At 72.7% G+C, this 21,102-nt stretch carries 22 protein-coding genes and 1 pseudogene; 8 read left to right on the plus strand and 15 right to left on the minus strand.

Annotation, left to right across the window (positions count from 1 at the left end; all coding sequences use genetic code 11):
* Positions 1-23 precede the first annotated feature (23 nt).
* Complete coding sequence (locus AC3IYJ_RS41720; RefSeq protein ID WP_489403429.1) at positions 24-593, minus strand: alpha/beta fold hydrolase; 570 nt, start codon at positions 591-593, stop codon at positions 24-26.
* A 148-nt stretch (positions 594-741) separates the two neighbouring features.
* Here AC3IYJ_RS41720 and AC3IYJ_RS41725 point away from each other — a divergent pair, with 148 nt between their 5' ends.
* The 3 genes from AC3IYJ_RS41725 to AC3IYJ_RS41735 all read left to right on the plus strand — a co-directional run bounded on the left by AC3IYJ_RS41725 (position 742) and on the right by AC3IYJ_RS41735 (position 4,013).
* Complete coding sequence (locus AC3IYJ_RS41725) at positions 742-945, plus strand: DUF4287 domain-containing protein (RefSeq protein WP_489403430.1); 204 nt, start codon at positions 742-744, stop codon at positions 943-945.
* Positions 946-1,126: 181 nt separating this feature from the next.
* Complete coding sequence (gene gdhA, locus AC3IYJ_RS41730; RefSeq protein ID WP_489403431.1) at positions 1,127-2,491, plus strand: NADP-specific glutamate dehydrogenase; 1,365 nt, start codon at positions 1,127-1,129, stop codon at positions 2,489-2,491.
* A 166-nt stretch (positions 2,492-2,657) separates the two neighbouring features.
* Positions 2,658-4,013 (plus strand): AMP-binding protein, encoded by a 1,356-nt coding sequence (locus AC3IYJ_RS41735; RefSeq protein WP_489403432.1) that lies wholly within the window; start codon positions 2,658-2,660, stop codon positions 4,011-4,013.
* A gap of 20 nt (positions 4,014-4,033) precedes the next feature.
* Here AC3IYJ_RS41735 and AC3IYJ_RS41740 read toward each other — a convergent pair whose 3' ends face one another.
* Entirely contained in the window at positions 4,034-4,513 is a 480-nt protein-coding gene (locus AC3IYJ_RS41740; protein WP_489403433.1) for a MarR family transcriptional regulator, read from the minus strand.
* A gap of 138 nt (positions 4,514-4,651) precedes the next feature.
* Between AC3IYJ_RS41740 and AC3IYJ_RS41745 the strand changes: the two genes are divergently transcribed.
* Positions 4,652-5,506 (plus strand): alpha/beta fold hydrolase, encoded by an 855-nt coding sequence (locus AC3IYJ_RS41745; protein WP_489403434.1) that lies wholly within the window; start codon positions 4,652-4,654, stop codon positions 5,504-5,506.
* A 21-nt stretch (positions 5,507-5,527) separates the two neighbouring features.
* On the opposite strand, the gene AC3IYJ_RS41750 is transcribed toward AC3IYJ_RS41745, so the two are convergent.
* On the minus strand, positions 5,528-6,484 hold the full coding sequence (locus tag AC3IYJ_RS41750; RefSeq protein WP_489403435.1) for a helix-turn-helix transcriptional regulator: 957 nt from the start codon (positions 6,482-6,484) through the stop codon (positions 5,528-5,530).
* A 136-nt stretch (positions 6,485-6,620) separates the two neighbouring features.
* Between AC3IYJ_RS41750 and AC3IYJ_RS41755 the strand changes: the two genes are divergently transcribed.
* Positions 6,621-7,475: an NAD(P)H-binding protein gene (locus tag AC3IYJ_RS41755; protein ID WP_489403436.1), complete on the plus strand. Its 855-nt coding sequence runs from the start codon at positions 6,621-6,623 to the stop codon at positions 7,473-7,475.
* A 29-nt stretch (positions 7,476-7,504) separates the two neighbouring features.
* On the opposite strand, the gene AC3IYJ_RS41760 is transcribed toward AC3IYJ_RS41755, so the two are convergent.
* The 6 genes and pseudogenes from AC3IYJ_RS41760 to AC3IYJ_RS41785 form a co-directional block, all read right to left on the minus strand.
* Positions 7,505-7,903, minus strand: a complete 399-nt coding sequence (locus AC3IYJ_RS41760; protein WP_489403588.1) for a GNAT family N-acetyltransferase — start codon at positions 7,901-7,903, stop codon at positions 7,505-7,507.
* A gap of 78 nt (positions 7,904-7,981) precedes the next feature.
* A pseudogene (locus AC3IYJ_RS41765) lies at positions 7,982-8,686 on the minus strand (alpha/beta fold hydrolase); the annotation flags it as partial.
* A gap of 9 nt (positions 8,687-8,695) precedes the next feature.
* Positions 8,696-9,736 (minus strand): endonuclease/exonuclease/phosphatase family protein, encoded by a 1,041-nt coding sequence (locus AC3IYJ_RS41770; protein WP_489403589.1) that lies wholly within the window; start codon positions 9,734-9,736, stop codon positions 8,696-8,698.
* A complete protein-coding gene (locus AC3IYJ_RS41775; RefSeq protein ID WP_330301427.1) occupies positions 9,733-10,167 on the minus strand; it encodes a VOC family protein in 435 nt (144 codons plus the stop codon). Before AC3IYJ_RS41775 ends, AC3IYJ_RS41770 begins: the two co-directional genes overlap by 4 nt.
* Positions 10,168-10,176: 9 nt before the next feature.
* Positions 10,177-11,169 carry an NAD-dependent epimerase/dehydratase family protein gene (locus AC3IYJ_RS41780; protein ID WP_489403437.1) on the minus strand — a complete coding sequence of 331 codons (993 nt, stop codon included), beginning with the start codon at positions 11,167-11,169 and terminating at the stop codon, positions 10,177-10,179.
* 130 nt (positions 11,170-11,299) lie between these two features.
* Positions 11,300-12,202 (minus strand): LysR family transcriptional regulator, encoded by a 903-nt coding sequence (locus tag AC3IYJ_RS41785; RefSeq protein WP_489403590.1) that lies wholly within the window; start codon positions 12,200-12,202, stop codon positions 11,300-11,302.
* A 108-nt stretch (positions 12,203-12,310) separates the two neighbouring features.
* Between AC3IYJ_RS41785 and AC3IYJ_RS41790 the strand changes: the two genes are divergently transcribed.
* The 3 genes from AC3IYJ_RS41790 to AC3IYJ_RS41800 are packed head-to-tail and all read left to right on the plus strand — an operon-like array spanning position 12,311 to position 15,008.
* On the plus strand, positions 12,311-13,300 hold the full coding sequence (locus AC3IYJ_RS41790; RefSeq protein ID WP_489403438.1) for a zinc-binding dehydrogenase: 990 nt from the start codon (positions 12,311-12,313) through the stop codon (positions 13,298-13,300).
* A 5-nt stretch (positions 13,301-13,305) separates the two neighbouring features.
* Positions 13,306-13,932, plus strand: a complete 627-nt coding sequence (locus AC3IYJ_RS41795) for an NAD(P)H-binding protein (protein ID WP_489403439.1) — start codon at positions 13,306-13,308, stop codon at positions 13,930-13,932.
* On the plus strand, positions 13,932-15,008 hold the full coding sequence (locus AC3IYJ_RS41800) for a DUF7405 family protein (protein ID WP_489403440.1): 1,077 nt from the start codon (positions 13,932-13,934) through the stop codon (positions 15,006-15,008). The genes AC3IYJ_RS41795 and AC3IYJ_RS41800 overlap by 1 nt, the downstream gene beginning before the upstream one ends.
* A 43-nt stretch (positions 15,009-15,051) precedes the next feature.
* On the opposite strand, the gene AC3IYJ_RS41805 is transcribed toward AC3IYJ_RS41800, so the two are convergent.
* The 6 genes from AC3IYJ_RS41805 to AC3IYJ_RS41830 form a co-directional block, all read right to left on the minus strand.
* Positions 15,052-15,843, minus strand: a complete 792-nt coding sequence (locus AC3IYJ_RS41805; protein WP_489403441.1) for a helix-turn-helix transcriptional regulator — start codon at positions 15,841-15,843, stop codon at positions 15,052-15,054.
* Between the two features lie 79 nt (positions 15,844-15,922).
* Complete coding sequence (locus AC3IYJ_RS41810; protein WP_489403442.1) at positions 15,923-16,759, minus strand: helix-turn-helix domain-containing protein; 837 nt, start codon at positions 16,757-16,759, stop codon at positions 15,923-15,925.
* 417 nt (positions 16,760-17,176) lie between these two features.
* Complete coding sequence (locus tag AC3IYJ_RS41815) at positions 17,177-17,965, minus strand: Ldh family oxidoreductase (RefSeq protein WP_489403443.1); 789 nt, start codon at positions 17,963-17,965, stop codon at positions 17,177-17,179.
* A gap of 139 nt (positions 17,966-18,104) precedes the next feature.
* Complete coding sequence (locus AC3IYJ_RS41820; RefSeq protein ID WP_489403444.1) at positions 18,105-19,262, minus strand: alpha/beta fold hydrolase; 1,158 nt, start codon at positions 19,260-19,262, stop codon at positions 18,105-18,107.
* A 2-nt stretch (positions 19,263-19,264) separates the two neighbouring features.
* Positions 19,265-20,608 (minus strand): FAD-dependent monooxygenase, encoded by a 1,344-nt coding sequence (locus tag AC3IYJ_RS41825; protein ID WP_489403445.1) that lies wholly within the window; start codon positions 20,606-20,608, stop codon positions 19,265-19,267.
* Between the two features lie 82 nt (positions 20,609-20,690).
* The gene (locus AC3IYJ_RS41830) at positions 20,691-21,089 is read right to left on the minus strand and encodes a nuclear transport factor 2 family protein (RefSeq protein WP_489403446.1); all 399 of its coding nucleotides are present in this window, start codon (positions 21,087-21,089) and stop codon (positions 20,691-20,693) included.
* Positions 21,090-21,102: the final 13 nt, after the last annotated feature.

Raw genomic sequence — 21,102 nt, forward strand, 5'->3', positions numbered from 1 at the left:
ACCGAGCGTTCGAAGCGGGGGTGTCAGCCGTCCGCGCGCAGCTCCAGACCGGCCGCCCAGGCCTCGCCGTTCAGGCCCTGACCGGTGAGGAACTCCCGCGCGGCGGCGGGTGACGGGAACGGGACCGGCCAGGAGTCCAGCCAGTCGCCGATCTTCTGCGCGGTGCCCGGGTCGCCGGCGGCCGCGCCGGCGTCGACCAGCACGAGGCCCCGTACGAGTTCCGGGTGGGCGGCGGCGGTGAGCATCGCGGTGTGGCCGCCGAGCGACTGACCCACCAACACCAGCCGGTGCAGGCCGAGTTGTTCGCAGACGGCTCGCACGTCCGCCACGTACGCGGCGCGGGAGACGTCAGCCGGACGGCGCTCGCTCGCGCCGTGTCCGCGCTGGTCCACCACCACGACCCGGTGGTGCGGGGCGAGGTGCGCGGCGGCCGCGTCCCACTCGCCCGCATGACCGGCGAGGCCGTGCAGGAGGACGACGGGCGTACGGGTGTCGTTGTCGCCGCCGGTGCCGGTGCCGGAGGGGGTCCGGTCCCAGTCGCGGCAGACGAGGCGTACACCGGATCGGGTGATGGTGCGTTCGGTCCACATCATCTGATGATCATCGGACGTGAGGTGCGCCGCGGCCGATGAGTTTTCGGCCCGGCCGGGGTCCACCTCCCGCAGGCACACGAACAAGGCGCCCGAGAGAGGCGCAAGAAGTCCGCTGGGGAGCCGGTGGACCCGATGGAAGAAGGCAGTCATGACCGAACCGCTGAAGGGCCCTGTCAGCTACTTTCCTTCCATCGAGAAGAAGTACGGTCGGCCGATCTCCGAATGGGAGGGGATCATCCGGTCCTCGCCGCTGACCCGGCACATGGAACTGGTCGCCTGGCTCAAGGCGGAGCACGGTCTTGGGCACGGGCACGCGAACGCGCTGGTGGCACACGCTCTCGCGAAGCGGTAGCCGACGGGCGGCGGCCTCCTGAGCGGGCCGAAAAGGCGCATGGCCTTGTTCCTCATGTGCGGGGTACTCTCCGGCAGGGGCCGTATTCGGGCCGAATAATTCCGCCATGCGGAATTCGGTGCCGAAGCGCCGAGCCGCATCTCGCCGCCGGTCCCGCTGAGCAACCCAGGAGGAACACACCGTGACGGACCCCAAGGACCCGCAGAGCCGGCTGGACGCGCTGCGCGCAGACATCGAGCGCCGGAACCCCGCTCAGCCCGAGTTCCACCAGGCCGTACGAGAGGTCCTGGACACCCTGGCCCCCGTGTTCGCGGCACGCCCCGAGTATGCGGAGCCGGGCGTGGCCCTGCTGGAGCGGCTCACCGAGCCGGAGCGGCAGATCATCTTCCGGGTGCCGTGGCAGGACGACCGTGGCCGCGTCCACGTCAACCGCGGCTACCGCGTGGAGTTCAACAGCGCCCTCGGCCCGTACAAGGGCGGCCTGCGCTTCCACCCGTCCGTGGACATCGGCGTGGTGAAGTTCCTCGGCTTCGAGCAGATCTTCAAGAACGCCCTGACCGGTCTCGGCATCGGCGGCGGCAAGGGCGGCAGCGACTTCGACCCGCACGGCCGTTCCGCGTCCGAGGTCATGCGCTTCTGCCAGTCGTTCATGACGGAGCTCTACCGCCACATCGGCGAGCACACCGACGTTCCGGCGGGCGACATCGGCGTCGGCGGCCGCGAGATCGGCTACCTCTTCGGCCAGTACCGCCGCATCACCAACCGCTGGGAGGCCGGCGTCCTGACCGGCAAGGGCCAGGGCTGGGGTGGCTCGCTGATCCGCCCGGAGGCCACCGGCTACGGCAGCGTGCTGTTCGCCGCCGAGATGCTGGCGGTCAAGGGCCTGTCCCTGGACGGGCTGTCCGCGGTCGTCTCCGGCTCGGGCAACGTCGCGATCTACACGATCGAGAAGCTCCAGCAGCTCGGCGCGAACCCGCTGACCGCGTCCGACTCCCAGGGCTACGTCGTCGACGACAAGGGCATCGACCTCGCCCTGCTGAAGCAGATCAAGGAGGTCGAGCGCGGGCGCATCAGCGAGTACGCGCAGCGCCGCGGCGCTTCGGCCCGCTTCGTGCCGGGCGGCCGGGTCTGGGACGTCGCGGCGGACGTCGCCTTCCCGTCGGCCACGCAGAACGAGCTGACCGAGGCCGACGCGCGCTCCCTGATCGCGAACGGGGTCAAGGCGGTGTCGGAGGGCGCGAACATGCCCACCACGCCGGACGCGGTGCACCTGCTGCAGTCGGCCGGAGTCGCCTTCGGCCCCGGCAAGGCGGCCAACGCGGGCGGCGTCGCCGTCAGCGCGCTGGAGATGGCGCAGAACGCGGGCCGCGTGTCGTGGACCTCGGAGCGCGTCGAGCAGGAGCTGGCGGGGATCATGCGCGACATCCACGCGGTGTCCTACGAGACCGCCGAGCGGTACGGCTCCGCCGGGGACTACGTGACGGGCGCGAACATCGCCGGCTTCGAGCGCGTGGCCGACGCGATGCTGGCGCAGGGCCTGATCTAAGGAATCAAGGCTCCTGGCCGATCCATCGGCCGGGCCGGGACCCGATCCGGGACCCGATCCGGGACCCGGCCCGGCCTTCTGGACCCTGACGACACCGGACATGCCCGATCGGGGCCGTAGCCTGGCCCCGATCAGGCACGTCCATTCGCCGCAGGGGGAACAACCAGTGCTGACCGCGCTCACCGGTGCCTACGGGGACCGGCCCGACGCCCTCACGGTGGCCGGCCGGACCGCCTCCTACGAGGCCCTGCTCGGCGCCGCCCGTGCGGTGGCCGCCGATATCGCCGGTGCGCCCGCCTTCGCGGTGACCGCGACGGCCTCGCTGGAGACGGTCGCCGCCGCCGTCGGCGCACTGATCGCCGGCGTGCCCTTCGTACCGCTGCCGCCCGACGCCGGGCCGGCCGAGCGCGAGCACATCCTGCGGGACTCGGGCGCGGTGCTGACCGAGGTGGACTTCGCGCGGCGCGGGGCCGCGGGGCCCACCGCGGCCTCTGCGGCCGACTTCGGCTCCGGCTCCTCCGGGGCGGCGCTGATCCTCTACACCTCCGGTACCACCGGGCCGCCCAAGGGCGTCGTCCTCACCGCCGGGGCCGTCGCCGCCGACCTCGACGCCCTGGCCGGAGCCTGGCAGTGGAGCGCCGAGGACACCCTCGTGCACGGGCTGCCGCTGTTCCACGTACACGGACTGGTCCTCGGCGTCTTCGGCGCCCTGCGCACCGGCAGCCGCCTCGTGCACACCGGCCGGCCCACCCCCGAGGCCTACGCGGCGGCCGGCGGCAGCCTGTACTTCGGGGTCCCGACCGTGTGGTCCCGTATTGCCGGGTCGCCACAGGCGGCGGCCGCGCTGGGCGGGGCCCGGCTCCTGGTCTCCGGCAGCGCGGCGCTGCCCGCGCCCGTCTTCCGGGACCTGGAGCGGCTGACCGGGCTGCGGCCGGTCGAGCGGTACGGGATGACCGAGACGCTGATCACCGTGAGCGGGCGCGCGGGCGGCGAGGTGCGGCCCGGTACGGTCGGCACCCCGCTCCCCGGCATCCGGACCCGCATCGCGGCGGAGCCGGGCGCGGAGATCGGCGAGCTCCAGCTCACCGGACCGACGCTGTTCTCCGGCTACCTGGGCCGCCCGGAGGCCACGGCCGCCGCGTTCACCGAGGACGGGTGGTTCCGTACGGGCGACATCGCGGCCGTGGACGAGGCCGACGGGGTCCACCGGATCGTGGGCCGGGCATCCATCGACATGATCAAATCGGGCGGCTACCGGATCGGCGCGGGCGAGATCGAGAACGCCCTCCTGGACCACCCCGGGGTGAGCGAGGCCGCGGTGGTCGGACTGCCGGACCCGGATCTGGGCCAGCGGATCGTGGCGTTCGTGGTGGCCCAGGGCGTCACGGGCCCGGAACTCACCGACTTCGTCGCCGCGCACCTGTCCGTGCACAAGCGCCCGCGCGAGGTCCGCTTCGTCGCGGCGATCCCGCGCAACGCGATGGGCAAGCCGCAGAAGAAGCTCCTCATGACGGACGGCTGACCACCGGTCGCCGGGGCGGGTCAGCGGCCGTCTCGGGGGACCAGGTGGCGGGCCAGGAGCTCCAGGGCGTGGGTCACCTCGGCGAGTTGGTCGGCCTCTGCTCCGGGCTCGGGATCGGTCGGGGTGAGGGCGAGGGCGCGGGTCAGGGCCTCCTCCACCTTCGAGGTTCCGGCGGCCCGTACGGCGGCCACGCGGGCGGAGGCGCCGGGCGCCTGGCGGACCAGCGTGCGGCGGCGGTCGGTCGGGTCGGGGGCCGTCTCCACGGAGCCGGCCTCGCGCAGACGGGCGACGGCCACGGAGACCTGGCTCTGCGGGAGGCCCGTGCGCTGGGCCGTCTCGCCGACGGTGGTGTCCGGGTGTGCGGCGATGTCACCGGCCACGATGACGACGGAACGGGTGCCGCCGACGTACTGGCCGGAGCCGCCGGGCGGTTCGGGCAGGGCCTCTTCGCCGAGCTTCATCAAGGCCCGGCCCAGCAGGAAGAGTTCGATTCCATCCACGTGGACACGGTACATCGAAGGAGATGCATCTTTTTTGATCCATCACTCTTGATGCATCTATTTCGATGGGTTATGTTGGTTGCAGGGCAGCGGGCGAAGGGTCCGGCGCCACCGCACGGCATGCGAAGGAGTCGCACCATGTCCGCCACCGCCACAGGCCCAGAGTCCGTCGTTTTCGGTGCGCTTCCGGTGCCGGGAGCCACGCTCCACTACCAACTTCAGGGAACCGGGCCCCTGTTGCTCATCTCCCAGAGCGGGGAGGGGGACGCCGACCGCACGGTGGATCTGGTCCCGCACCTCACCGACGACTTCACCGTGCTGACCTACGACCGCCGCGGGCTCTCGCGCAGCCGGCTGACGGAGCCCGGCCGGACCACATCACTCGCCGAACACGCGGAGGACGTGCACCGGCTGCTCGCGGCCGTCACCGACGAGTCGGCGCTGATGCTCGGGTGCAGCCTCGGCGCCGTCATAGGCCTGCACGCGGCGATCCGGCATCCAGGGCAGGTGAGCACCCTGATTGCGCACGAGCCCGTCGCCCCGAGGCTGTTGCCCGAGGCGGAGCGCGCACATCACGAGGCGGAGCTCGCGGGGCTCCAGGACACGTACCGCGCGGGCGGGCTCGCAGCCGCCTTTCCGGAGATGGCCCGGGTCCTGGGCATAGACCTCGATTGGCGCGACGCGGAGCCCGGTCTGACACCGCAGCCCCTGGACGAGCGGCGGCACGCCAACTTCGACTACTTCATCGAGCACGACTTCTCGGCGGTCATCCAGGACACCCTCGACCCGGCCGCCCTCACCGGGACCGGGACCCGGATCATCCCGGCCCTGGGAGCCACCACCCCACCGGCCGTCTTCGACCACCAGTGCGCGACAGCACTGGCGACCCTCCTGGACACGGAGATACGCACCTTCCCGGGCGGCCACAACGGCAACACCACCCACCCCAGGGCATACGCGCAGCAGCTGCGCTCCTTGCTCACGGCCCGGTGAAGCGGTCGGTCACGGAAACTGTCACGGCCTCGGGGTCGCACGCGCGGAGCGGGTGGCGAGGGTCTGGAGGGAGGCGAGGAGCTCCGGCGGGCCGTCGACCTCGAAGTCGGCGTCGATCATGAGCAGGTGCAGGGCGAGGCGGTCGGGGGTGTCCGCGCCCGCGTGGACGATGCACCGGGCAGCGTCCAGCGGGTCCACGCGTACGGAGTCCGGGACGCGGGCCCGGATGTCCTCGGCGGGGGCGTGGACGGTCACGCGGGCCCGGTACCGGGACAGCGCGACGTCGACCCCGCGCGGCACGAGGTCGGCAGGAGGGGCCTCCCGGGCGGTGAAACGGGCGCCTCGGCCGGTCTTGGGGGTGAGGCGGTCGACGCGGAAGGTCCGCCAGTCGGAGCGGTCGAGGTCCCACGCCATCAAGTACCAGCGGCGGCCGGTGTGCACGAGGCGGTACGGCTCGACCTCGCGCGTCGACTCGGTGCCGTCGTGGCCCCGGTACGCGAAGCGCAGTACGCGCAGGTCACGGCAGGCGGCGGCGATCTCCGCGAGGGTGTCCGCCGGGACGGTGGGCCCGGCGGCGCCGCCCGGCAGCAGGGCGACGGTGTGTTCCTGGATCGCCGCCACGCGTCTGCGCAGGTGGTGGGGGAGTACCTGTTCGAGTTTGGCGAGCGCGCGCACCGCGGTCTCCTCGATGCCCGCGACCCCTCCGCCGGCCGCGGTGCGCAGGCTGACCGAGACGGCGACGGCTTCCTCCTCGTCGAGGAGCAGCGGCGGCAGCGCGGCGCCCGCCCCGAGCCGGTAGCCGCCCGCGACCCCGGGGACCGCGTGGACCGGATACCCCAGGTCGCGCAGTTTGCCGATGTCGTACCTGACGGTCCGCGCACTGACCGACAGCCGCTCGGCGAGTTCGGGTCCGCTCCAGTCGGCACGGCTCTGCAGGAGGGAGAGCATGCGCAGCAGCCGTGCGGAAGTTTCCAGCATGGAGCCCATCATCTCCCCATTGCGGCAAGGGACTTGCCGCAATGGGTGAGACGGTGTGTTCATGAGCGGGGGCCGGGAGATCGTCCCGACCGCGACCGCACGCGCACGGCTGCTTCGTACACATCGAGGAGTGCTCATGATTCTGGTCACCGGTGCCACCGGAAACGTCGGCGGACACGTAGTCCGGCTGCTCACCGACGCGGGTGCGTCGGTCCGGGTGCTGGCCCGCGACCCCCAGAAGGCGGCCGCACTCGGCGCCGCCGAGGTGGTCCGCGGTGATCTGGGGGAGCCGGAGTCGCTCCCGGCCGCGCTGGACGGCGTGACGGCCGTGTTCCTGTTCGCGGTGCCGGGTTCGGGACCGGCCTTCGTGGCGGCGGCGCGCGCGGCCGGTGTCGCGCGGATCGTGATGCTGTCGTCCGACGCGGTGGACGACGGAGCCGCCGAGCAGGCGAACCCGATCGCGCAGTACCACGCCGACATCGAGGCCGAGGTGCGCGGTTCGGGCATTGCCTGGACGTTGCTGCGGTCGGGCCACATGGCGACCAACGCGCTGCCGTGGAGTGCCCAGACGAAGGCCGGCGACGTGGTGCGCGGCCCGTACGCGGGTGCGACGAGCGCTCCCGTGCACGAGGCGGACCTGGCGGAGGTCGCGGTACTGGCGCTGACCGGGGAGGGGCACGAGGGGCGGACCTACGGGCTGACGGGCCCCGAGTCGGTCACGGCCGCCGAGCAGGTGGCGCTGATCGGCGCGGCGATCGGCCGTCCGCTGCGGTACGAGGAGCTGCCGCCGGAGGTCGCGCGCGAGCAGATGAGCCGCTTCATCCCGCCGTTCATCATCGACACGCTGTTCGCGGGCTGGGCTGCGTCGGTCGGTGTTCCGGCCGTGGTGGAGCCGACCTTCGAGAAGCTGACGGGCCGGCCCGCGCGCACGTTCGCGCAGTGGGCCGCCGACCGTGCCGCGGACTTCGACGGGGCGGCCGGCGGCGCCTGACCGGGCGGGCCGGTCAGGGCAGGCGCAGGTCAGGCCAGGCGCAGGTCGACGAACGGCACGGTGTGGCCGGGCAGGACGTAGCGGTCGAACTCGACGAAGCCGGCGGCTTGCGCGAAGCGCAGGCCCTCCGGGTTGGAGGTGAGGACGACCGTCTCGATGACCTCGGCTCCGAGCCTCCGGGCCTGCACGAGTCCGTACGCGTACAGCTCGCGCCCGAAACCCCGGCCCCGGTGGTCGGGCAGGATACGCGCGATCACGGTGGCGGTCCTGGAGCCGTCCACCGGCGGGCGGACCGTCATGCATCCGACGAGGGTGTCGCCGAGGTAGGCCACGTCCAGGAGGTTGCGCGCGGAGCGCTCCCGAACGGCTTCGAGCGACAGCTCGTCCGTGGGGATGATCAGATTGTGCACGTACTGCCAGTCGCGCAGGGCGGCTTCGAAGTCGGCATCGGTGCCGGAGTCGGAGCCGGTCCCGGCGGCTCGGACCCGTTCCGTACGGAGTCCGGACGCGGCGGCGAGGAGGATCCGGGCCAGGTCGGACGGGGCGGAGAACATCGGCCAGTGGCCCGTGTCCAGGGTGGTCAGCCGCCAGTCCGGTCCGGTGGCCAGGAGCTTCGCCACGTCGGGGTGGGGTTCGGTGCCGTCCAGCAGGCATTTGACGTAGGTCGCGGGGAGTTCGCCGAGCGGGTGGGTCAGTACGGCCGCTTCGGTGAGGGTGGCGCCGGGGTGCGGGGTGGCGCCTTCGAGGAGCCGGGAGATCTGTTCGTCGGTGAGGTCCTGGCCCTCGAATTCATCGGGCCCCAGTGGCGGCCAGAAACCGCCGTTCGCGGCGATCGAGGCCTCGATCATGGCGCGGCCCTCGGGCCAGCCGGCGGAGACGAACGACTCGCCGTGCACGGGGACGTTGGCGTCGACGAAGACCACCCGGTTCAGCCGGGCGCCGATCCGCTCGGCGGCCTGACCGACCGGGACGCCCGCGTAGCTGTGGCCGACCAGCACGACATCGCGCAGACCGAGCCGGTCGACGGCGTCGGCTATGTCGTCGACGTGCGTCTGCTGACCGGGTGCTCCGGCCGCGGGGTCCCGCTTCTCCCCGAGCCCGGACAGGGTCAGCGCGTGGACCTCATGGCCCTGCGCGCGGAGCTCGCTTGCGACTTCGTCCCATGCCGAGGCTCCGAGCCACGCGCCTGCCACCAGTACGAATTCAGTCATGGACGTACGTTAATCGAACCGGATGTCCGCCCTGATGGGCAGGTGGTCGCTGCCCGTGCGGGGCAGGGTACGCACGCGCGTGACGGTCCCCGAGCGGGCCAGGACCTGGTCGATGCGGGCCAGGGGGAAGGCCGCGGGCCAGCTGAGGGCGAAGCCCGACTCGGGTGCGTGCAGCCGGGCCGCGAGCAGCGGAGCCAGTCCGCGGTCGTCGACGGTGCCGTTGAGGTCTCCGAGGAGGACGACGCGGTCGGCGGGTTCCGCGGTGAGCACGGCGCCGAGGAGGGCGGCGCTCTCGTCGCGGCGGGCGGAGCCGAGCCCGGCGGGGCCCAGGCGCAGCGAGGGCAGGTGGGCCACGTACACGGCGACCGGCCCGCGCGGGGTGGCGGCGGTGGCGCGCAGGGCGCGGTTCCAGTCCGGGCCGAGGCCGGCCGGTCGGATGTCCACCGGGCGGACTTCGGTCAGCGGGTACTTCGACCAGAGGCCGACCGTGCCGTGGGTGGTGTGGTGGGGGTATTCGGCGGCGAGGGCGCCGGTGAAGGCCGGGAGGGCGGCAGGGGTCAGCTCCTCCAGGGCGATGAGGTCGGGGCGGCCGGCGGCGAGGGCGCGGGCGGTGCGGGCGGTGCGGGCGGGGTCGGGGTTCTCGTCGCTGACGTTGTGCTGGACGGCGACCAGGTCGGGACGGCCACCCGGCCCGTCCGGGCCGGCGGCCGGCAGGAGCAGGCCGCCGAACTGCCCGAGCCAGGCGGCGGCGGGGAGCAGCAGCGCGACCAGGGCGACGGTGGAGCGGCGCAGTAGTGCGAGGCCCAGCAGGATCGGGACGGCGAGGCCGAGCCAGGGCAGGAAGGTCTCCAGCAGGCTGCCGATGCGGCCGGGGGTGTTGGGCACGGCGGACGGAAAGCCGAGGAGGCCCGCGATCAGCAGGCAGGACAGGGCGATCCGGTGGTCCGGCCGTCCTGGGAGCCGCGGACGGCGGTGCCACCGCCCGGGGCCGGAACTCACCCGGACCGGGCGGCCGCCATCGCCGCGGCCGCCGCGTGCGAGGTCGCTCAGTCGAGACAGAACTCGTTGCCCTCGATGTCCTGCATCACGAGGCACGATTCGTTTTCCTCGTCGGCGAGCAGCAGCTTTCCACGTACAGCGCCGAGCGGGAGCAGTCGTGCGCATTCGGCCTCGATCACGGCCAGGCGCTCTTCACCCACGAGCCCGGTGGCGACGCGCACGTCCAGGTGCACCCGGTTCTTGACGACCTTGCCTTCGGGAACGCGCTGGAAGTACAGCCGCGGGCCCGCACCTGAGGGGTCGGAGCAGGCTCCCCACGCCGGACCCGGTTCCCCGGGGGCCTGCGCGCGATCGAACTCCTCCCAAGTGGCGAAGTCCTCCGGCGGCGATACGACGTACCCCAGCACCTCGGCCCAGAAGCGGGCGACGCGCGCCGGTTCCGCGCAGTCGAAGGTGATCTGGACCTTCTTGATCGACAACATGGATCCATCCTAAGCGCGGTGTCCCGGAGCCCCGCCTGTCGGGTGGAGTTGTGCCAGGTGGGTGCGGTACCAGGGGGCGGCCCCGGGGACGAAGGACAGCGGGTCGGGGTCGGGTGCCAGGCCCGCCAGGTGCCAGACGGAGGTGCTGTGCTGGCTGTGGTCGCGGGCCAGCAGGGCGAACTGACGCTCCGACACCCCGCCTGGGTGGGCACGCAGTTGCGCCAGGCAGCGTTCCCACGGCCAGTCCTCGTGGACCTCCGGCAGTACTCCGTGGGCGGCCAGCGCGGCCAGCAGGTCCCCGGAACTCACCGGGACGGGGTGGCTGGCGTGGTGGATCCCGGCAGGTGCGGGCTCCTTGGCGGTCGTCGCCAAGGACGCGATCAGTCCGGCCAGTTCGGTGACGCCGATGACGGACAGCAGGCCGCGGCCGCCGTCCCAGCGGGCCGGGACCCGGTGCAGCAGTTCCGCCAGGGTCGCCACCACCCAGCGGTCCCCGACTCCGAGGACCAGCCCCGGCCGCAGTACGAGCCCGCCGGCGGCCAGCACCGGGGCTTCCGCCTCCAGCCGGGTGCGGCTGGCCGCGGACACCGGATCCGGCGCGATCTCGTCGACCTCGATCCCCCGGTGCGGGCGGTGCCCGTAGACCGCGGCGGTGGACAGGTGGACGAGCCGCTTCGTGCCCGCCCGCGCGGCCTCGGCCACGAGGGCCGCGCCGCCCACCACGTTGACCGCGTGGCAGCGCTCCGCGTCCGGACCGATGTCGGAGGCCAGGTGCACCAGCGCTTCGGCGCCCTCGCAGACCCCGCGCAGTGACGGGGGATCGGCCAGATCGGCCTTCACCCACTCCACCCCTTCGCGCGGTGCGCCGGGCGTGCGCGCGAGGGCCCGTACGCGGATGCCGGGACGGCGGGCCAGGTCCTCCAGCGCGGCGGAGCCGATGAAGCCGGTGGCTCCCGTCAGGACGATCGACTTCGGCGCGACAGCTGTACGGGATGGCTGCATGAGCCGGATGCTATCGCCGGACAGATCAACTGATCTGACCAGTCGGCCGATATGACAATTAACGGCGTTAATGCCATGCCGCCGCTGCCGCCATTAACGCCGTTAACGGTGCCGGGTCCGCGCGGCGGGCTCACCCCGGCAGCCAGCCGGACTCCCGCGCCGCGGCCAGCGCGATGTCGGTGAAACGGGCGACGGCGGGTGACGGGGAGTCCGGCAGGACCAGGTGCGTGGTGAGCGGCCGGGTCCCCGGCGGCAGCGGGATCCAGCGGAGCCAGCCGGGCAGTTCCCGGCCGGACGACTCTCCTACGAGGCCCAGGGTGCGGGCGTCGCGCAGGGCGCTCTGGGTCGGGTCGAAGGCGATCGGGCGGGTGGCGAGCCGCGGGGTCAGTCCTTCGGAGCGGAAGAGAGCGAGCACCTCGTCGTGGTGGGCCGGGTTCGCCGCCCGCTCGTGCAGGAGGAGGGGGAAGGCGGCGACGTCGGCGGGGGTGAGCTCGTAGCGCCCGGCGAGGGGGTGGTCGCTGCTGAGGAGGATGCCGCGGCGCTCGGTGCGCAGCGCGAGCAGCCGGATCCCGGGGACGGGTTCGGGCGTCCGGGCGATCCCCGCGTCCGCGCGCCCGGTGAGCACGGCTTCGGCGATGTCGGGGGTGCGCAGGCTCTCGGCGGTGACCTGGAGGCCCGGCAGCCGGCTGCCCACCGCTTCGACCAGGGCGGGCACGGTCCCGTAGCCGGTGCTGGTGCTGTAGACCAGGCGCAGCCCGCCCAGTTCGCCCTGCCCGGCGCGGCGGGCGGCCTCCCAGACGGCTTCGAGCGCGGCCAGAGCGTCGGGGCCGCGTTCGTACACGGCCCGGCCGGCTTCGGTGAGGCGGACCACGCGGGTGGTCCGGTGCAACAGGCTGACGCCGAGCCGGCTCTCCAGGCGGCGGATCTGGCTGCTGAGCGCGGGCTGGGCGATGTGCAGCCGGGCGGCGGCCCGGGTGAAGCTTCCCTCCTCGGCGACGGTCAGGAAGTAACGGAGCAGGCGGGCCTCGGGCATCGTCACGGAGCCATCGTAGGCGCGGACCTGGATTCATATCCGAGGGTTATGAGTGGAGAACCAGCAGGTCTTTCCCTTCGGATCACCCCGCTGCCTACCGTCGTGGACATGACCTCCCACCTGATTTCCCCTACGGGTTCGCCCCTTTCCGCACCCCTCGACCCCCCTTCCCCGCCGGACGCGATGCGCGCCTGGATCGGCGCCCCCGACGGCCCCCTGCTTCGTACCGTGCCCGTCCCCGAACCCGCCGCGGACGAGGCGCTGGTACAGGTGGAGGCGTTCTCCGTGAACCGCGGCGAGCTGAACCTCTTCCGGCGCCGCGCCGAAGGATGGCGGCCCGGCCAGGACCTCGCCGGGGTGGTGGCACGGGCCGCCGCGGACGGCAGCGGACCAGCGGTCGGGACCCGCGTCGTGGCGATGAACGACTTCGGCGGGTGGGCCCGGTACACCGCCGTCCCCGTGGACCGGATGGCGGTGCTGCCCGCCACCGTGGGCTTCGCGGAGTCCGCGACCCTGGGCGTCGCGGGGCTGACCGCGCTGCGCGCCCTGCGCCGCGGCGGACCTCTGGACGGCCGCCGGGTGCTGATCACGGGCGCCAGCGGCGGGGTGGGTTCGTTCGCGGTCCAGCTGGCCGCCGCCCGCGGGGCCGAGGTCACGGCGCTGACGGGCACCCGGCGGGAGCTGGACCTGAAGGAGCTCGGCGCCGAGCAGGTGATCGGCTCGCTCGCCGAAGCCGACGGCGAGTTCGACGTGATCCTGGAGTCGGTGGGCGGCGAGGTGCTCCAGAGCGCCCTGAAGATGCTGTCGCCGCTGGGGCACTTCGTACTGCTCGGCACCTCCTCGGGACGCACCGCGACCCTGAGCATCTCCTCCTTCGTGCCGCACGCCCGCCAGACGCTGCACCCCTTCTGGGTGTTCGGCTCCGGCGAGCCGGTCGGCGAGGACCTGGCGGAACTGGTGGGCCTGATCGAGCGGGGCCTGCTGCGCCCGGTGCTCGGCGCCGTCGACGGGTGGGAGCGGCTGCCCGAGGTGATGACGGCGCTGCGCGAGCGCCGGATCCACGGCAAGGCCGCACTCCTCGTCGACGGCGGGGTGTGAGCGCGGTGGCGCGGATCGTCATCGCGGGCTCCGCCTACCGCGCGGGCAGCGGCAAGGTCATCGCCGCCGCCGCGGCCGGGCGGGGACACTCCGTCGGCTACGTGGACGACCTGGACCGCCTGGCCAGGGACCCCGGGGAGCTCACGGACGCCGACGCGCTGATCCTGGTGCCGAAGCGGGGCGACGCCCCGGTGCACACCGAGCGGGCCACGCGGACCCTGCTGGACCTGGCCCTGGGGCACTGCCCGGACGCCCACTTCGTCCTGTTCAGCTCCTTCGCGGTCGGGCACGGCCCGGCCCATCCGCTCAACCGGATCAACGACACGCTGCTGCCGTCGCGGATCGCCGCCGAGCGCATGGTCCGCGAGAGCGGCCTGCCCTACACCGTGGTCAGGCCCACCTGGATGACCGACGACCCGCCCGGAAGCCACGCCCTGACGCTCAGCCAGAACCCCTGGGGCGACGGCATGGTGTCCCGTTACGACCTGGCCGAGGCGATCGTCGCGGCCGTCGAGCAGGGCGCCGCCCGCTCGACCACCTTCAGCCTGTTCAACGAACCCGGCGAGCCGGTGACCGACTGGTCCGCGGCCTTCGCGGCGCTGCGCCGCGACGAGCCGCAGGAGGAGCTGTGATGTCCGTACTCCCCGCCGCCCAGCACGCCTGGGAGGACACCTTCCGCTCCGACGAGGCGGGCCGTTCGCTGCCGCCCCGACACCACCGGCTGCTGATGCTGGAGGTGGCCGCCGCGCCCACGGCCGAGGACGCCCGCGAGCTGGAGGCGGCGCTGGCCGCGCTCGAAGCCACGTACGGCTACGGCGGCGAGGGGCTGCTGATGTGCCTGGGCTGGGGTCCGGGCTGGTTCTCCCGGTACACGGCGATGCGCTCCCCGGTCGCCGGGCCGGTCCCGATGGCCCGCTGGGAGAACCCGGTCCTGGAGGACTACGACGCCTGCCTGCACCTGGCTTCGGACCGGGAGGAGACGGTGGAGGAGGCGCTGCGGCAGCTGTTCGGGCCGGGACCGCTGGACCAGCGCGGGCGGCTGCACCTGGCCGAGGTGCGCACCGGCTTCGTCGGCGAGGGGCTTCCGGCCGAGCGGCGCCCGCAGGCGGCCATCCCGGGGGACGCGCCGCTGCTGATGGGCTTCCACTCGGGACTCAGGAAGAACCAGGCGACCGAGGAGGAGGTGTCGGTCCCCGACGGGCCCTTCGCGGGCGGTACGACCATGCACGTCAGCTACATCGTGCTGGACACCGACAGCTGGTACGAGCGGGGCGAGGACGAACGGGCCGCGCTGATGTACTCGCCGCGGGTGACCGCGAAGGAGGCGCACGCCCTGGTCGAGGACGCGGAGAGCGACCGTACGGAGCTTCCCGCGGTGGCGGTCGGCCACGGGCGGGTCGGGCACGCGCAGGCGACCGGCAGGGCCCGGCTCGCGGGCCGGCCGCGGATCAACCGCCGGGACTTCGCGACGTTGGACAACGGTGTGCCCGGGAGCCACTTCGTGTCGCTGCAGCGCACGATGGAGGACTTCCAGGCCACGCGGGCGATGATGAACGCCGCCGACGCGCCCGCGCATCACGGGGCGATCGGGGTACGGCGCAACAACGGGATCAACGCGTTCATGGACGTACGCAGCCGGGCCACCTTCGCGGTACCTCCGCGCGCGGCCCGGGCCTACCCCGGGCTGGACGGGCCCCGGTCCGCCTGACCGGTACCGATCCGTCCGACGGGGTCCGTGACCGGCCGTGCCCTCAGCGGGGCCGGCCGGTCACTCGTGTGAGCAGGTCCTCCAGGGCGGCCGCGGAGCCGGAACCGGGCTCGGGGCTGAACACCACGGCGCGCTGCCCGTTGCCCACCCCGTCCTCGATCACCGCCCGGGAGAGCGTCATGCCCCCGACGGCCGGGTGCTCGAAGTGGACCAGGACGTCGCTGCCGTCCTCGGCGGGGCGGGTCCCGTCGGCCGCGCCGGACCAGAGCGCGGCGAACTCCTGGCTGGCCGCCCCCAACTCGACGATCAGGGAGTTCAGTTCCTCGTCCGCGTGCGTCCGGGTGGCGCGCCGCAGGGCCGCCGCGATCCGGGCCGCCTCGGGCTGCCAGGCCCCGTACAGCGTCTGGGTGGCGGGGTCGAGGAACAGCATGCGGGCCAGGTTGGGCGGGACCGGGTCGACGGGCCGGTCCATCCCCCAGGCGAGCAGGGCCTGCCCCGGGAGGTTCCAGCCGGTGATGTCGAAGCGGTGGTTGAAGGCGACCACCGGCAGGTTGGGCACGGCACGGGTCAGGTGGCCCAGCCCGCGGAGCCGGCAGGCGCCGGGCGATCCGCCGAGCCGGAACAGCTCACCGCGGTCCTCGGCTTCCAGGCGCAGCGCCGAAGCGAGGGCGTCGAGCACGGACAGGGCCACGCGCCCGGCCCGGCCGTCTTCGATGTCGTTGTAGCGATCGGCGTCGATCCCGGCCGCCAGGGCCAGTTCGCGCGGTGCGACTCCCGGGTCCGTGCGTAAGCGCTGGGAAATCAGAAATCGGCTGAGGTCGGCGAAGGGTTCCATGTGTTCAGTTTCGCGAGACCTCGGGGTGCGTGCCTGCCCCTGTTGGTCATCCTCAGCAGGGCCGATGCGCCGGGTGGAATCAGGCCGGGGGCGCACCGGAGTCTCCCTCGAGGAGGACCCGTAACGCCCGTTCCTCGGGCGAGGCGGGGTCCGCGTGGTAGAGCACGATGCACTGGTCGGGGGAGTCGGGAAGGCGCAGGCTCTCGAAGGCCAGGCTCAGCTCGCCGACCGCCGGGTGGTGCAGGTGCCGGGTGCCGTGCGTCTTCTCCCCGACGACGTGGCCGGACCAGATCTCGGTGAACTCCTCGCTCTCCAGGCCGAGCCGCTCGATGAGCTCGGTCAGCTCGGGGTCGCCGGGGAAACGGCCGGCCATCATGCGCAGGTACCCGGCCATCTCCACGGCCTCGCTGTGCCACTGGGGGTAGAGGGCGCGGGCGCCGGGGTGCAGGAAGACGAGTTCGGCGAGGTTCGGGGGCGTGTCCCTCGCGAGCAGTTCCTCCACGTCGATGTGCCCGGAGAACATCGTGCGGGCCAGGGCGTTCCACGCGAGGATGTCCATCTGCCGGCCGAGTACGACGGCGGGCCCCTGGACGTAGGCGGCGATCATGCGGGCCACGGCCGGGCGCACCTCGGCGGCGGGCCGGGCCGGGCGGGCGAGCTCGGCGGCCCGGGAGAGGTTGTGCAGGTGCGCCCGCTCGCCCGCGTTGAGCTGGAGGGCGGTGGCGATGGCGTCCAGGACCTCGGGGGAGGCGCTGCGGTTCTGTCCCTGCTCCAGGCGCGTGTAGTAGTTGACGCTGACCTGGGCGAGGTGGGCCACCTCCTCCCTGCGCAGTCCCTGGACCCTGCGTCTCTTGCCGTCGCTCGACAGGCCGATCTCGTCTGGTGTCAGCCTGCTGCGCCGTACCTGGAGAAACATTCCAAGATCTGAATCCCGAACCCCCGCCGCCCGCTGCATTCTGTTTTCGCCTTTCGCTACCCACGTACGGCGCCTAAATGACCGCACGAGAAGATTAGCCGCTGCGGCGCACGTGGAAGCGACCACCGGGGACCTGATATCCCCGGCGCCCGGATTCGCGCCACAGGCCTGCTTCTAACAGAAACCCGGAACGGCGAGTTCCGGCCGGTGACCTTGGTCACTGGAAAGCCAAGCGGACCAAAGATCTCATGCGGGAGCGGTCTGGCGAGCGAGATGGGTGCCTGAGGAATCCATTCAGTGGAAACTCCGACAGGAATTCGGCCACGGAGCGGAGGCGGTCTGGGCGGGTCGTCTATCGGAATTGTTACCGCTAAGAAAATTTTAGTTCGGGTATCTACTACAGCACGTACGGTTCTTTTATCGATCCAGAATGGACAACGCGGAAGCGGATCTTCTCGGGGCGGCTGTGCGGGGGCTCCTGCCGCGGTCGAGATCGGTCACGGGCGTGACTTTGACCAGGGCCGCGACCCGTGCGAGCTCCTCCAGGAGCGTGGCGGGCAGGCAGAGCCGGGCCTGCGCCGGGGAGGCGGCGGCCGGTGAGACGGACTGCAGTTCGGAGGGTGGTCCGGCCGGGTGCGCGGCCCCCGTACCGCTCTGGTTCACGCACATGACCAACTGGCTTGTTTCCACCCCCGGTCGGTATCGCCCCGAAGCACCGGAACCGGGCCCCGAGCTGGTGATGATGCCGAAAGCGCCGACACGGGCCGCCCGCTCGCTGTACCAGTCCGTGGCACCGACATGGCGTGAACGGCGTACCGAAACCATGGCCGATCCGTGGTCCCTGGCCTGCTCCAGCGCCTGGTCCACGGCGAAGGCCAGCGTGGGCTGGCCCAGTCCGTGATGGGCGTCGACCACGGTGACCGCGCCGTACCGGTGGACGATCTCGGGCCGGGCGCCGCCGTCGATGCTCCCGTCCAGCAGCCCCCGTACACAGGGACCGAGCCGGACCACACCGTGTTCGCCGGCCCCCGCCGCGTCGGCGGCCACCAGCACCTGGGCCGTCAGGTCCGCGTCCTCGGCACGGGCACCCGCCGATTCCAGGGCGGCGCCGACGAATGCCGTCAGCTCCTCGCGGCCGACCACGGCGACCAGTCCCGTACCGCGCGTGCGCGCCGCGGTCGACCGCGGAGCCGTCATCACCGCCATGGGACGGCCTCCTTCTTATTCGAAGTGCGGAAGTGGGGAAGGCGGACATCCGGGCAACCGACAGGAGAGTCACCGGATGTCCGCCTCCGTCCATCTGCGGAGCCCCGTGCGCGGGACGCGCGACCGCGGGGCGCCGCGGCTACCGGGAGAGGAACTCCTCCGTGAGGGTGACCAGGGCCACCGGGGTCTCCACCATCGGGTAGTGGCCGGAGTTGCCCACGACCGTCAGTTCGCCGTTGGGGTAGTGCTTCATCCAGGTCTCGCGCATCGCCTCCTCGGTCACCGCGGGGTCGTGCTCGCCGACCACCACCAGGGCGGGCACCTGGGCGCCGGTCACCCGGTCGGCGAAGTCGGTGGTGCGGAAGGAGTCCAGGTAGCTGCGGTACGCGACCGGGCTGACCTCCTTCATCGAGGTCTCCGCCATCCCCGCGACCCAGTTCGCCGACAGGCGGTTCCCGGTGGTCATGTCGACGATGACGCGACGGTTCTCGATCTTGTGCGCGGCGTCCGCGAACAGCGGGAAGTCGGAGTCCGGGATGGGCATCCCGTTGGCGGGGACGGGGTTCAGACCGATGATCCGACGGACCCGCTGCGGGGCCTTGAGCAGCACCTGCTGGATGGGCTGGCCGCCGAGCGAGTGCCCGATCAGCGAGAACTCCTGCCAGCCCAGGCTGTCGGCGAGCGTCAGCACGTCGGAGGCTATCTCGTCGGTGGTGTACGTACCCGCCACGTCCAGGCTGCGGCCGAAGCCCCGGCAGTCCATGAACGCGTAGCTGAAGCGGGTCCCGTCCACGTGCGGCCACAGCGAGGAGAAGGACTGGTGCCCCAGGAAGAGGGAGTGGAGCACGATCACCTTGTGCGGGCCGGAGCCGACGAGGTGGGCGAAGGGAACGGATCCGGCGCTCTGGTACATGTCTTCTTCCTCCAGGGAGAGTTCTGCGTGGGATGAGGGGTGGCCGGCGGGGTGGTCGTCGGCCTCGTCCTCGCCGCCGGCCCCGGGCAGGAGCAGGCGGTCGAGGGTGTCGGACAGTTCGTGGAGCTCCTCGCGGTGGCCGTGCAGCACGATGTGCCCGTCCGGCCGCACCAGGTGGAACCCGGCGTGTCGGCAGTGCAGTTCGCGCGCGGCCGAGGCGGCCGGACTGCGTCCGGGCAGCGATGCGGCGTCCACGACCCGCAGCCGGCCGCGCCAGGGAGCGACCAGCCTGCGGATCGCGTCGGCCAGGCCCGGGTCGGTGTCCTTCTGCCCGGGGAGCACCAGCAGCTGGAACCGGGCCGGGTCGGCGTCGGGACCGGCCATCCTCAGCGCCACGGCCAGCTCGCGCGGCAGGGCCGCGCCCTCCCGGGCGTGCCGGCGCAGGCCCGCCCGCGCCGAGCACCAGTTTTCGCGGGCCGGGAGCGGCGCCGGGGGCCTTCGCCGACCGGGCCGTAGACCCAGCGGCGGCCCGCGGCGACCGGTACGTAGAAGCGGTCGAGTATCCCCGTACGGTCCAGGGCGCGCATCGCGGTGTCCCGGAGCGCGACCTGGCCGCCCCCGGTCCACATCGCGGCGCGGGTCTGCAGGTCGGTGTCGCGCACGACGGCGTCGGCGACCGCCGCGCGCTCCGGCGTGTAGGTCTCCAGCAGACCCGTCCGGGCCTCGCCGCGGACCACCGAGGCCAGCTTCCACGCGATGTTCTGGGCGTCCTGGATACCGGTGTTCAGGCCCTGGCCGCCCATCGGGCTGTGCGCGTGGGCGGCGTCGCCGGCCAGGAAGACCCGCCCGAGCTGGAAGGATGCGGCGCGCCGGCGGTGCACCCGGAAGGTGGTGACCCAGTCCGGGTCGACGAGCCGCAGCCCGCCGGGCCCGCGCAGGTCCACCAGCCGCTGCATGTCGGCCAGCTCCCCGTCCTCCATGTCGCCGGGGGCGTTGGTGAAGAACCGGAACAGCCCGAAGGGCTGCGGCACGATGGCCAGGACGCCCATGCGCGACTGGTAGTAGTGGACCTCGTCGGGAGCCAGCGGGTCGCCGGCCACCTTGGCGTCGGTGATCAGGAAGCGGTTCTCGTACGTGGCGCCCTCGTAGGGGATGCCGAGCTGGCGGCGCACCGCGCTGGTCGCGCCGTCCGCGCCGATCACCCAGGGAACGGTGAACCGCTCGACGCTTCCGTCGGCGTGCTCCAGCGAGGCCGTCACCGGACGGTCCTCGCGTATCGCCCCGCCGAAGTCCAGGCCCTGGAGGGAGGTCAGGCGCACACCGCGCTCGACGGTGCCGCCGAGCCGGTGCAGACCGGCGGTCAGCACCTCCTCGGTGAGCCGCTGCGGCAGGCAGTACGGGGCCATGTCGTCGGCCATCCGCATCCGCGTGACCGGCTTCTTCTCCGAGTAGTACGTCATCTGCCGCAACTTGACGGCGACTTGGTCGACGCCCGCGGAGAGCCCGAGGTCCTCGAGTATGTCCAGGGTGCGCGGCCACACCAGCATCGCCTTGGAATGGACGCTGGGGCCGGGTGCCGCGTCCACGATCCTGACGCGGACCCCGCGGCGCAGCAGCTCGCAGGCCGCGGTCAGGCCGGTCGGTCCGGCGCCGACGACGAGGACCTCGTAGGCGTCCGGCCGCGCGCTGTCCGTGTCGGTTTCTTCTTCAGTGGGGTACCGGGTGGTCATGACAGCCTCTTTCGCGCTCACCGGCCGAGTCCGTGTGGTCCGTGTGGGTCCGGGTGGGTCGAGTGGGTCCGAGCCGGACAGGTCAGAGGAAGGCCAGCGAGATCGCGTGGCTGTCCTCGTGCATGTGGTAGCGGGTGATCAGGCCGTCTGCGACGCGCAGTTCGACGGCGAACTCCGACGCGAAGGCCTTGCCGGTGGCGTTCACGAGGTAGCGGAAGCTGCCCAGCGCCACGGCGGCGTCCCCGTCGGCCAGGACGCGCTCGATGGAGAACTCCTGCGGCGTGAGGTTCTCACCGGCCTGCTCGAAGAAGTCCGCGACCTCGCCGCGGGTGCTGCGCCGCCCCATCCAGGGGATCAGCGCGGTGTCGCCGGGGGTGAACCAGTCGAGGGGCTCCGCGAGCAGTTCGAGGGCCCGTTCCCCCTCGCCGGCGCCGATGCGGCGGAAGAACTCTTCGACTGTGGAACGTGTGGATTCGGTCATGTGGCGAAACGTA

It is taken from the genome of Streptomyces sp. GL_140, from assembly GCF_057834465.1.